The organism is Pseudonocardia sp. WMMC193 (genome assembly GCF_021728735.1).
Classification (GTDB): domain Bacteria; phylum Actinomycetota; class Actinomycetes; order Mycobacteriales; family Pseudonocardiaceae; genus Pseudonocardia; species Pseudonocardia oroxyli.
The window spans coordinates 4,917,800-4,929,294 of the sequence record NZ_JAKKDO010000003.1; the positions used below are offsets into that span (position 1 = coordinate 4,917,800).

General features: G+C 74.5%; 12 protein-coding genes. 8 read left to right on the forward strand and 4 right to left on the reverse strand.

All coding sequences use genetic code 11. From position 1 onward, the window contains the following. Positions 1 to 33: 33 nt before the first annotated feature. The 5 genes from clpB (at position 34) to L3X23_RS25375 (ending at position 4,870) form a co-directional block, all read left to right on the forward strand. Positions 34 to 2,646 carry an ATP-dependent chaperone ClpB gene (gene clpB, locus L3X23_RS25355; RefSeq protein ID WP_237195094.1) on the forward strand — a complete coding sequence of 871 codons (2,613 nt, stop codon included), beginning with the start codon at positions 34 to 36 and terminating at the stop codon, positions 2,644 to 2,646. 132 nt (positions 2,647 to 2,778) lie between these two features. Beyond that, positions 2,779 to 3,081: a YbaB/EbfC family nucleoid-associated protein gene (locus L3X23_RS25360; RefSeq protein WP_237195095.1), complete on the forward strand. Its 303-nt coding sequence runs from the start codon at positions 2,779 to 2,781 to the stop codon at positions 3,079 to 3,081. Further along, complete coding sequence (locus L3X23_RS25365) at positions 3,078 to 3,392, forward strand: type VII secretion target (protein ID WP_237195096.1); 315 nt, start codon at positions 3,078 to 3,080, stop codon at positions 3,390 to 3,392. The genes L3X23_RS25360 and L3X23_RS25365 overlap by 4 nt, the downstream gene beginning before the upstream one ends. Positions 3,393 to 3,394: 2 nt before the next feature. Then, positions 3,395 to 4,153 (forward strand): hypothetical protein, encoded by a 759-nt coding sequence (locus L3X23_RS25370; protein ID WP_237195098.1) that lies wholly within the window; start codon positions 3,395 to 3,397, stop codon positions 4,151 to 4,153. A 48-nt stretch (positions 4,154 to 4,201) separates the two neighbouring features. Further along, a complete protein-coding gene (locus L3X23_RS25375; protein ID WP_237195100.1) occupies positions 4,202 to 4,870 on the forward strand; it encodes a hypothetical protein in 669 nt (222 codons plus the stop codon). On the opposite strand, the gene L3X23_RS36300 is transcribed toward L3X23_RS25375, so the two are convergent. Next, positions 4,867 to 5,631 (reverse strand): helix-turn-helix domain-containing protein, encoded by a 765-nt coding sequence (locus L3X23_RS36300; protein WP_237195103.1) that lies wholly within the window; start codon positions 5,629 to 5,631, stop codon positions 4,867 to 4,869. The two genes, L3X23_RS25375 and L3X23_RS36300, sit on opposite strands and share 4 nt — an antisense overlap. Before the next feature lie 60 nt (positions 5,632 to 5,691). Between L3X23_RS36300 and L3X23_RS25385 the strand changes: the two genes are divergently transcribed. The 3 genes from L3X23_RS25385 to pyrE are packed head-to-tail and all read left to right on the forward strand — an operon-like array spanning position 5,692 to position 7,572. Continuing rightward, positions 5,692 to 6,186 (forward strand): glyoxalase/bleomycin resistance/extradiol dioxygenase family protein, encoded by a 495-nt coding sequence (locus L3X23_RS25385; RefSeq protein WP_237195105.1) that lies wholly within the window; start codon positions 5,692 to 5,694, stop codon positions 6,184 to 6,186. 37 nt (positions 6,187 to 6,223) lie between these two features. Then, a complete protein-coding gene (locus L3X23_RS25390; RefSeq protein ID WP_237195106.1) occupies positions 6,224 to 6,994 on the forward strand; it encodes an SDR family oxidoreductase in 771 nt (256 codons plus the stop codon). 5 nt (positions 6,995 to 6,999) lie between these two features. After that, entirely contained in the window at positions 7,000 to 7,572 is a 573-nt protein-coding gene (gene pyrE / locus L3X23_RS25395) for an orotate phosphoribosyltransferase (protein ID WP_093080130.1), read from the forward strand. Positions 7,573 to 7,659: 87 nt separating this feature from the next. Here pyrE and L3X23_RS25400 read toward each other — a convergent pair whose 3' ends face one another. The 3 genes from L3X23_RS25400 to L3X23_RS25410 form a co-directional block, all read right to left on the reverse strand. Next, entirely contained in the window at positions 7,660 to 8,601 is a 942-nt protein-coding gene (locus L3X23_RS25400; protein WP_237195109.1) for a hypothetical protein, read from the reverse strand. Further along, positions 8,601 to 9,872, reverse strand: coding sequence for a DUF4142 domain-containing protein (locus L3X23_RS25405; protein WP_237195111.1), 1,272 nt, complete (start codon positions 9,870 to 9,872; stop codon positions 8,601 to 8,603). The genes L3X23_RS25400 and L3X23_RS25405 overlap by 1 nt, the downstream gene beginning before the upstream one ends. A gap of 162 nt (positions 9,873 to 10,034) precedes the next feature. Then, entirely contained in the window at positions 10,035 to 11,354 is a 1,320-nt protein-coding gene (locus L3X23_RS25410) for a ferric reductase-like transmembrane domain-containing protein (protein ID WP_237195112.1), read from the reverse strand. Between the last annotated feature and the right edge of the window lie 141 nt (positions 11,355 to 11,495).

The following is an 11,495-nucleotide window of genomic DNA, read 5'->3' on the forward strand; positions in this document are numbered from 1 at the left end:
CCCCGAGACACGCACGATCCGAGGAGAACATCGGTGGATTCCTTCAACCCCACCACCAAGACCCAGCAGGCGATCTCCGCTGCCGCCCAGGCCGCGGCCCTCGCCGGGAACCCGGACGTCGGTCCCACCCACCTGCTCGGTGCCTTGCTGGCCCAGGGTGACGGGATCGCCGCTCCGCTGCTGTCCGCCGTCGGGGCCGACCCCGCCCGCGTCCGGTCCGAGCTCACGCAGCTCGGCAACCGGCTCCCGAGCGCGTCCGGCTCCAGCGTCAGCGCGCCCCAGCTCAACCGCGAGGGCCTCGCGGCGATCACCGCCGCCCAGCAGCTCGCCACCGAGATGGGGGACGAGTACGTCTCGACCGAGCACCTGCTCGTCGGGCTCGCCGAGAAGGGCGGCCCGGTCGCTGCGCTGCTGAGCAGGCACGGCGCCACCCCGGACGCGCTGAAGGAGGCCTTCACCAAGGTCCGCGGCTCGTCCCGGGTCACCAACGCCGACCCCGAGAGCACCTACCAGGCGCTGGAGAAGTACGGCCAGGACCTCACCGCGCGGGCGCGCGAAGGCGGCCTCGACCCCGTCATCGGGCGGGACACCGAGATCCGCCGCGTCGTCCAGGTGCTGTCCCGGCGTACCAAGAACAACCCCGTGCTGATCGGCGAGCCGGGCGTCGGCAAGACCGCGATCGTCGAGGGCCTGGCCCAGCGGATCGTGGCGGGCGACGTGCCGGAGTCCCTGCGCGGCAAGCGCGTCGTGGCCCTGGACCTGGGCTCGATGGTCGCGGGCGCCAAGTACCGCGGTGAGTTCGAGGAGCGGCTCAAGGCCGTCCTCAAGGAGATCACCGACTCGGCCGGTGAGGTCATCACCTTCATCGACGAGCTGCACACCATCGTCGGCGCGGGCGCGTCCGGCGAGGGCGCGATGGACGCGGGCAACATGATCAAGCCCATGCTCGCCCGCGGCGAGCTGCGCATGGTCGGCGCCACCACGCTGGACGAGTACCGCCAGCACATCGAGAAGGACCCCGCCCTGGAGCGGCGGTTCCAGCAGGTCCTGGTGGGCGAGCCGTCCGTGGAGGACACCGTCGGCATCCTGCGTGGGCTCAAGGAGCGCTACGAGGTGCACCACGGCGTCCGGATCACCGACACCGCGCTCGTCGCCGCCGCCACCCTGTCGGACCGCTACATCACCGCGCGGTTCCTGCCGGACAAGGCGATCGACCTGGTCGACGAGGCCGCGTCCCGGCTCCGCATGGAGATCGACTCCCGGCCCGTCGAGATCGACACCGTCGAGCGTGCCGTGCGCAGGCTCGAGATCGAGGAGATGGCGCTGGAGAAGGAGTCCGACGCCGCCTCCGCCGAGCGCCTGACCGCGCTGCGCGCCGAGCTCGCGGAGAAGCGCGAGGAGCTCTCCGCGCTCACCGCGCGCTGGCAGAACGAGAAGGGTGCGATCGAGGCGACCCGCGAGCTCAAGGAGCAGCTGGAGCAGCTCCGGGGCGAGGCGGACCGCGCCGAGCGGGACGGTGACCTGGGCAAGGCCGCCGAGCTGCGCTACGGCCGGATCCCCGCGCTGGAGAAGGAGCTCGCCGAGAAGACCGAGGTCATCGAGCGGCACGAGGACGTCATGCTCAAGGAGGAGGTCGGGCCGGACGACGTCGCGGACGTCGTCAGCGCGTGGACCGGCATCCCCGCGGGCCGCATGCTCGAGGGCGAGACCGCCAAGCTGCTGCGCATGGAGGACGAGCTCGGCCGCCGCGTCGTGGGCCAGGCCGAGGCCGTGCGTGCCGTGTCGGACGCGGTGCGCCGCGCCCGGGCGGGCATCGCGGACGAGAACCGGCCCACCGGCTCGTTCCTGTTCCTCGGCCCCACCGGCGTCGGCAAGACCGAGCTGGCCAAGGCGCTCGCCGAGTTCCTGTTCGACGACGAGCGGGCCATGGTCCGCATCGACATGAGCGAGTACTCGGAGAAGCACTCCGTGGCCCGGCTCGTCGGTGCGCCCCCCGGCTACGTCGGCTACGACCAGGGCGGGCAGCTCACCGAGGCCGTGCGGCGCCGCCCGTACACGGTGGTGCTGCTCGACGAGGTCGAGAAGGCCCACCCGGACGTCTTCGACACGCTGCTGCAGGTGCTCGACGACGGCCGCCTGACCGACGGCCAGGGCCGCACCGTGGACTTCCGCAACACGATCCTGGTGCTGACCTCCAACCTGGGCAGCCAGGCGATCGCGAACCCGGGGCTGGACGACCGGGAGCGCAAGGACGCGGTCATGTCCGTGGTGCGCGGGCACTTCAAGCCCGAGTTCCTCAACCGGCTGGACGACGTGGTGGTCTTCCACGCGCTGTCCACCGCGGAGCTCACGCACATCGTGGACATCCAGCTGGACGTGCTGCGGACCCGGCTGGCCAAGCGCCGGCTGGTCCTGCAGGTGTCCGAGGGGGCCCGCGAGTGGCTGGCGATGAACGGGTTCGATCCGGTCTTCGGCGCCCGCCCGCTGCGCAGGCTCGTGCAGTCGAGCATCGGCGACCAGCTGGCGAAGGAGCTGCTCGGCGGCACGGTGCGCGAGGGCGACACGGTCCGCGTCGACCTCGACCCTACCGCCGAGGGCGGCACCGGCGGGCTGATCGTCGGCAAGGGCATCCCCGCCGCCCTGTAACCCCCGGCGAACGGTGCGTTCGCTCACACCTGGTGAGCGAACGCGCCGTTCGCCGTCGGGAGTGTTCTCGATCGCGAACGGCTCCGGCGAAAACGGCCCGGGCCGCGGGCGCGGTGTCTACGGTCCGCCGCCATGACCACCGACGGGCGGGCCTGGCTCGCCGACTACCGCAACCGGCTCGACGAGCTGCGCGAGCGCGCGGCCCGGGTCCAGCTCGAGATCACCACCCTCACCGCCACCGTGACCAGCCGGGACGGGGCGGTCAGCGCCACCGTCGACCACACCGGCGCGCTCAGCGGGCTGTCCTTCGGCCCGGCCGCCGAGTCCGTCTCCCGAGAGCGCCTCGGCATGCTCGTCGTGCAGGCCACGGCGGATGCCGCCGCCGAGGTCGCCCGCCGCGCCGCGCGCGCCCTCGACCCCCTCCTCGACCGGTGAGCGGGTTCCGGGTCGACCCCGACCTCCTCGCCGGACACGCCGTCGAGCGGGACCTCGCGGCGGACCGGGTGGCCGCCCATCCCCTGCCCGCCGCCGCCCCGGAGGGCTCCTTCGGGGTGATCGGGGAGGTCTTCGCGCTCGGGGTGCGCGCCGCGGCCGAGGCGGGCGCGCACGCCGTCGGGGAGACGGTGGCCCAGTTCCGCCTCGTCGCCGACGAGCTCGCGGCCGCGGCGGCGGCCTACCGGGCCGCGGACGGTGCCGCGGCGGCCGGGCTCGCCGCGGCGCCGTCGGATCCACGGTCCGGGAGCTGAGCGTGCTGGAGGGTGCGGGGATCGTGTCCAGCGTCGCGGACGTCCTCGGGGCGGACGGCGCGGTCGGGCTCGGCGCCGCGGGCGTCGGGCTCGCCCTGGACGCGGTCGACTTCGTGAGCGATCCCCTCGGGGAGTTCACGTCCGCGGGGTTCGGCTGGCTCATCGAGCACGTCTCGTGGCTGCGCGCACCGCTCGACGCGCTGGCCGGGGACCCGGGGGCGATCACCGCCGCGGCCGCGGGCTGGGCCGAGACCGCGGACGTGCTGCGGCGCGAGTCCGCCGGGCGCGGCGCCGCCCCGGCCTGGGAGGGGCGGGCCGCGCAGCGCTACGCCGAGGCGGAGCGCGCCCTCGGCGACCGGTTGGCGGAGGCGGCCGCCCGGGCCGACGCGGTCGCGGAGCGCATCGTGCTCGCCGGCGTCGCCGTCGGCACGGTCCGGGCGCTGGTCAGGGACGCGATCGCGGACTTCCTCGCCGCCGCGGTGCGGTGGCTGGTCGCCACCCTCGCGACCTCGGGCGTCGGGCTGCCCGCGCTGATCGTCTCCGTGGTGCAGGAGGCCCTCGTCCTCGCGGGGCGCGCGGCGCTGCGGCTGGAGGAGCTGCTGGCCACACTCGCGCTCGAGTCCGCCGGGCTGCTGCGGGACGCCGGCGTGGTGCGCGAGCTCGTCTCCCACCTCCCGCTGCGAGACGCCGCGGTGGAGTGGACCAAGCAGGCGAGCACGGCGCCGTTCGGCGCAGGTCCGACGACGTCCCCGGACGGGTGATCGTGGCGTTCCCGGACTCCGGGGCGTCGCAGCGCTAGGGTCGCGGGCGTGCCTACCTGGGTGTGGTTCCTGATCGCGGTGGTGGCGTTGCTGGCGGGCGTCGCCCTGCTCCTCGCCGACCGGCGCGCCGGGGGCGCCGCGGAGCCGGGCGCCCGCGACCGCAGGCGCTGGGCGTCGGTGCACGACTGGGAGTACCACGACTCGGACTCCCTGCTGACCAACAAGTGGCGCTACGGCACGGTGCAGAACGGCGGGCCCGGCATCGCCAGGGCGGTCGCCGCGGGCACCGTCCCCACGCCCGAGGGCGGCCGTGCGGGCTACGTCTTCGACCACGAGCAGCAGAGCAAGGTCAACGCGGTGGTGGTGGCGGTGGAGCTGCGCGAGCCGCTGCCCGCCGCCGTCGAGCTGCGGCTGCCGTCGGCGCCCCTGCCGGACTCGCACGGCGGCGCGGGCCTGGACCTGCTGGAGCCGGTCGGCGAGCGCTACTCGTTCGTCTCGGACGCCGACGCGATCCGCCCGCTGCTCACCCAGCGCGTCGCGGACGCGTCCGACGCGGTGGGGGACGACATCGAGCTGGTCTGGGCCGAGGACGCCTGGGTGCTCGCCGCCGCTCCCGTCGACACCAGCCCGGAGCGGGCGCAGGACCTGCTGGCGGACGTGGCGCAGGTCGCGACCGCCCTCGAGCACGCCCTCGACGAGGCCCGCCACCCCGCCTAACCGCGCCGGTACGAGTTCGGCGTCAGCCCCAGCACGGTGCGGAAGTCACCGGTCAGGTGGGCGTGGTCGGCGTAGCCGAGGTCCGCGGCCACCTGCGCGATCGTGGTGTCCGGGTCGGTGCGCAGCCGTTCGGCGGCGGCCTGGAGCCGGTAGCGGCGGATCACCGCCAGCGGCGGGAGCCCGACGTAGCGGCGGGCGAGCCGCTGCACCCCGCGCACCGACACCCCCAGCCGTGCGGCCACCTGCTCCACCCGCAGGATCTCGGGATCGTCCGCGATCAGGTCCTCGAAGGCGTTGGCCGTCTCGGCCGCCGCGTCGGGGGCGGGCAGGCGCGCCGACACCCAGTCGGTGAACGCGTGCACCGCGGCCCCCACGTCCGGCATGGCCCCGACGACGGCGGCGTGCAGGTCGGGCGCGTCGACCGGGATCTCGCGATCCCGGACCTCCTGCGGCTCGGCGTGCATGGCGGCCAGCGCGGCCGGGCGCAGCAGAGCCCCGACCGCCCAACCGGTCCCCCGCAGGTCGCGCGCGGAGATCCCGGTCGTCGGGCCGGCGAGGGTCACCCCCTCGGGCTGCACCACGAGGTTCGAGGCCGGGAACGGCAGGACCTGCTGCCGGGACGTCCGGCCCGGGGCGAGGTCCCATTGCGGGATCCAGAACCAGCGCACCAGGCCGGCGAGCTCCGGTGCCGCGGGCACGCGCTGGAAGGTGGGGAGCCGGGCCGGGTAGAGGATGCCGCGGCCGTCGCGCGGGTCGCCCACGTGCCCTCCTGTCGCGTCCGTTCAAGCCGGCACCGCGCACCCTGCCGAACACTGGACGACATGAGCGAGCACAGCGGCGTCACCGGCAAGTACACCACCGACGGCCTCCCCCACGGGTCCACGACCCTCACCCCCTTCCTCGCGATCGCGGGGGCGGCGCAGGCCATCGAGTTCTACCGGGACGTGTTCGGGGCCCGGGTGGTCGACGTGACCGAGATCGGCGGCGTCGTGGCGCACGCGGACCTGGACTTCGGCACCGGCAGGCTGCAGCTCGGCGAGCCCTCCCCGGACTACGGCCTCGTCGCGGCCCCCGCGGGGGACGCCGACTGCTACTCGATCGGCCTCTACACCTCGGACGCCGACGCGGTCGTCGCGGCGGCCGAGAAGGCGGGTGCGGTGATCCGGGAGCCGCTGACCACGTTCGTCTCCGGCGACCGGTACGCCTCGATCCGGGACCCCTTCGGCGTGCGCTGGTCGGTGATGAGCCGGGTCGAGGACCTGTCCGAGGAGGAGAGCGCCCGGCGGGTCGCCGAGTGGGCGGCCACCCAGGGCTAGTCCCCGGACGGGCCCGTGACCGCATAGGCTCGACGACGTGCCCACCGCCTTGATCACCGGAGCCACCTCCGGCATCGGTGCCGCCTTCGCCGATCGGCTCGCGGCCGAGGGCCGGGACCTCGTCCTCGTCGCCCGCACCGTCGAGCGGCTGGAGGAGGTCGCCGCCCGACACCGGGAGACGGGGGTCTCGGTGGAGGTGCTGGCCGCGGACCTGACCGAGCCCGACCAGCTCGCCCGGGTCGCGCGCAGGCTCGCGGACCCGGACGTCGCCCCGGTGGACCTGCTGGTCAACAACGCGGGCATGGGCCAGGCGGGGTCCTTCCTCACCCTCTCCGTCGAGGACCTGCAGCGCCAGCACGACCTGAACGTGACGAGCGTGCTGCGGCTGACCCGCGCCGTCGTCCCCGGCATGGTGGACCGCGGCCGCGGCGCCGTGGTGAACGTGTCGAGCGTCGCCGGGTTCCTGCCGGGCAGCGGCTCGACCTACACCGCCGACAAGGCGTGGGTCACCGCGTTCACCGAGGGGGTCGCCAACTCCCTGGTGGGCACCGGGGTGCGGGCGCTCGCGCTGTGCCCCGGGTTCGTCCGCACCGAGTTCCACGAGCGCGCGGGCATCGACGCGGGCGCGCGCACCGGCCCGCTCTGGCTCGACGCCGCGCGGGTCGTGGACGACTGTCTGGCCGACCTGGCGGGTGGCCGGGTCGTGTCCGTCCCCAGCCTGCAGTACAAGGCCATCTCGTCGGTCGTGGGCGTGCTGCCCCGCCGCGTGGTCCGCAGGCTGGTCGCCACCTTCGACCGGGAGCGATAGAGGTTATGAGCACCTACACCGACACCGACCGGCTCCGGCTGGCCGAGCTCGTCCGCGAGCTGGGCGTCGTGCACGGCAGGGTCACCCTGTCGTCGGGCAAGGAGGCGGACTACTACGTCGACCTGCGCCGAGTCACCCTGCAGCACGAGGCGGCGCCGCTGATCGGGCGCCTGCTCCGGGCGCTGACGGCGGACTGGACCTACTCGTCCGTCGGCGGGCTGACGCTGGGCGCGGACCCGGTGGCGGACGCGATCCTGCACGCCGCCGCGGCCGAGCGCGCCGACGACCCGGCCGTGCTGCCGGTCGACGCCTTCGTGGTCCGCAAGGCCACCAAGGAGCACGGGATGCAGCGGCTGATCGAGGGCCCGGACATCGCGGGCCGGGCGGTCCTGGTCGTCGAGGACACCTCGACGACCGGCGGCTCGGTGCTGCAGGCCGTCCGTGCCGTCCGCGAGGCGGGGGCGACGGTCGTGGGGGTCGTGACCGTCGTCGACCGGGACACCGGCGCCAAGGAGGCGATCGAGGCCGAGGGCGCGCCGTACCGCGCGCTCCTCGGCCTCGCCGACCTCGGCCTCTGAGGGGGTGTCCGGCGGACCCGCCCCATCCCGGCCGTCGACGCCGGGTCGGGCCGCCAGGCCTCGGTCGGGATCAGGGGCGGGACACGCCTACTCGACGGTGATCCGCACGGAGTCGAACGCCGGGATCTGGTTCGCGCGCTCCATCATCGGGATGCGGTGCGAGCCGTCGCCCGCCCACACGGCGCACTGGTACTTCCCGGGCTTGTCGAGCTTCGGGATCTCGACCTTCACGTCGCTCACGCCCTCGCCGCCCTTGTTGTCCTGGGTGGCGAGGAAGAAGGCGGGTGCGGGTGCGGGGTCGGGCGCCGCCGAGCCGTTGCCGATCTCCCGGCAGGCGGTGTGGAAGTGGCCGCGCTGGATGCCGCCCTCGAGGACCGAGCTCTCCAGGTAGTAGCCGCCCGCCGCCGCGCCGAGGAAGCGGTCGCGGATCAGGTTCTGGGTGCTCACGGTGAGAGCGAAGGCCTCGCCCGCCTTGACGGTGTCCGGGGAGTCGGTGATGAGCAGGGTCGGGTTCTGCGCGGCGGAACCGACCTCGCCGAAGGCGGTGTCGACGCAGCGGTCGCCCTTCTGGAACCCGTCGTGCGGCGGGAGCTGGGACTTCGAGCAGTCCCGGGCGAGGACGTCGAGCCCGTTGTTCGCGGGCGCGGCCGGCTTCCCGTCGTCCTTCTTCCCCTCCCCGCCCTGCTCGGCCGCGGAGGTGGGGGCGGCACTCGAGCTGGTCGGCGCAGCGGTCTCCTGCTGCTCCTGCGGCTCCTCCGACGTGGTCGGCTCGGCGGACCGGGTGGCGTCCGAGCCGGACGACGAGCCGGACGACGAGCCGGACGAGGACCCGGACGACGAGCTGGACGCGTTCTCCACCGTGCCGTGCCCGGAGTGCTGGCCGGAGGCGCCGTTCGAGTTCTGCGGGATCCGGTCGGAGGCGATCGCGTAGTCGCAGGCGGTGGGGACCAGCACGACGACGGCCGCGGCCGCCGCGGTGGCCAACACGCGCCTGATCCGGCGGGTCTGGGGATCGGTCAGGGGAGCCATCAGCGGGTCATTCCTCGGGTCGGGGTGTGGGGGGAGCGGTCGGCGCGGTCGGGGTGGCCGTCGCCGAGCAGGTCGTCGAAGCGGAAGTTGCCGGAGGTGGCGGAGCGGGCGCGGCGGCGGGCGCCGGTGTCCGACACGGCGCCGAACCCGCCGGAGTCGCTCACCGCGGTCGCGGTGCCGCCGACCCGGTGTCCGCCGGTGTCCGCCGATCCCGCCGATCCTGTGGCCCGGAACCGGCCGGTCCCGCCCGCGGACCGCCGCGTCGCCCGGAAGGCGCCCGAGTCCGTGGCCTGGGTGGGGATGGCGCCGGAGTCGAGGTCGGCGGGGCGGTCGGTGCGCAGTGCGTCGTCCCAGCGGAAGGCGCCGGAGTCGTCCCGGCGGAAACCGCCGGTGGCCGAGCTGTCGGCGCCGGAGCGCGACCGCCGACGCCGGTGCCCACCGGTCTGCGACACCGCGGGCGAGCCACCGACCGGCAGGGACGCCCGGCCGCGTCCGCGCGGTTCGGGGAAGGTCACCATCGGCTGGGCGTGCAGGGAGGCGAGCTGGCTGCCGGTCGCGGGCGCCGCCGGGGCGGGTCCCTTCCTCTTCCGGCCCCGGCGCAGCGTCACGATCAGCCCGGTCGCGGCGCCGATGCAGGCCAGGAACACCACCGCGGGGACGATCAGGTCGGCGGGTGTGACGGACCCGCTGAACAGGCCCGGGGACGGCGGGGCGGGCAGCGCCGAGTAGTCCACCAGACCGGTGGCCTCCAGCATCGCGATGTGCGTGGTGACGTACTGGAAGGCGGTGTCCGCGAAGGCCCTGACCTCGGAGTTGCGGGTGCTGACCCGCACCTCGGCGATCACCGGCAGGACGATCCCGTGCGCCATCCGGACGATCTGCACCGCGGTCCGGTCGTAGTTGTCGCCCGTCGCGCCGCTGATCTGGTTCATCCACGAGACCTGCTGGGCCGTGGGGCTGCTCGGGAGCTGGACGTCGAGCTTGTCGGCCACCCCGCGGACGATCTGGTCGAGCACGGCGTGCTGCTCGGCCAGGTGCTGTCCGGTCTCCTTGACCTGGGGGTTGGTCGCCTGCTGGGCCATCTGCTGGCCGGTGGGGGCCTCCCACAGACCGGCCTGCCGGACCTTGATCAACAGGTCGCGGTCGGCGGGGCTGAGCGGACCCCACTGGGTCTGCTGCCAGCCGCCGACGCCGGGGGCGCCCGCCGTCCAGGACTGCACCACGGAGGCCGTGATGGCGCCGAGGACGGCGACGAGCAGGACCCAACGCACGGAGCGTGGGATGCGGTGCAACATCGGGGGGACCTTTCGGGGGGAGCGGCCCACAAGGGGGAGCTTGCGGACCCGCCCGTCGGAACGGGAGCGGGGAGCCTGCCCGGCGCGAGGGGGAGCGAGCCGGGTACTGCGGGGTGGTGCGGGGGTGGTGGTGCGGGGTCAGGCCATGTCGAACTGTTCGGTGTGGATCCGGTCGTCGGGCACGCCCATCGAGGTGAGGGCGGCGAGCACGTCGTCGACCATCGACGGCGGCCCGCAGAGGAAGTAGTCCAGTCGCGGGGTGGCGTCGACGGTCGCCAGGACGGTGTTCAGCAGCGCGACGTCGATCTCGCCCGTCGCCCCGGTCCAGGTCGCCGACGGCCTGCGCAGGACCTCGGTGACCTCCAGGTCGAGGTAGTGGCGCAGCTGCGCGAGCTCCTGACGGAACAGGAGGTCGGCCGCGTCGCGGGCCACGTACACCAGGCGGTGCGGGCGCTGGTCGCCCCGGTCGGCGGCGGTGCGCAGCATGGAAATCATCGGGGTGATGCCCACACCCGCCGCGATGAGGACGAGGCCCTGGGTGGGCACGGCGTCGGAGGTGAAGGAGCCGTACGGGCCGTCGACCCACACGGAGTCCCCCGGCCGCAGCTCGCGCACCGAGGCGGCGAAGTCGCCGTTGCCGCGGATCGTGAACTCGGTGTGCTGCGGGTCGTGCGCGCTGCTCGCGATGGTGAAGGGGTGCTCCTCCACCGCGGAGCGCTGCAGCCGCATCCAGGCGAACTGTCCGGGGGAGAACCGGAGCTGCGGGGACAGCACGACGGTGGTGACCGTCGGGTTCTCGGCCCGCACCTGCGCCACGACGAACTCGCCGCCGCGCTCGAGCACCGACCGGCCCCACCACCGCATCACGAACACGGCGACGACGAGCAGGCCGAGCCCGGCGAGGATCGGCGCCATCACGGCGTCGGTCACCATCTGCTTGAGCCACAGCACGTGCAGGGCGGAGCCGCCGAGCACCAGCACCGCGAGGAACAGGTGCATCCAGCGCCAGACCTCGTAGCGCGCCCGGATCCGGCGGCGCTCCAGTGCGAGCACCACCAGCAGCGCCAGGGCGACGGTCGCGCCGACCGCCGCCTGCGCCCGCGCCGGGGCCGACGGCACCAGCAGCAGGGCGACCTGCGCCGGGTTCGCCGCCACGACGGCGGCGAGGTGCAGCGCGATCAGGACCGCGCACAGGATGCCGAGCTGGCGGTGCAGCCCGACGACGGTCTCGATGCCGAACGTCCGGGTCAGGCCGCGCAGCCGCGAGGGGAGGCAGGCGGTGCACACCAGCGCGGACAGCGCGACGAGGCCGGTGACCGAGGACAGCTGCTTCCAGAGTCCGGTGGTGGGCGAGGTCAGCAGGTAGGCCACCGCGGGCCCCGCGAGGACCACGAGCAGCACCGCCGCCCACGCCCCGCGCGCCCCGTCGCGGCTCTCCCGCTCAGTCGTCCTGTCCACGGCGAGCGACGGTAAGGAGGGGCCGTGCGTCGGGTACGGAAACTTAAGGGTGGCGCCGGGCGGCGGCGTCCGAGGCGGGACGGGCGGTCGGTCACGTGCCCGAAATGAGGCTGAACGCCCCGAATATTGCTCCATTCGCCG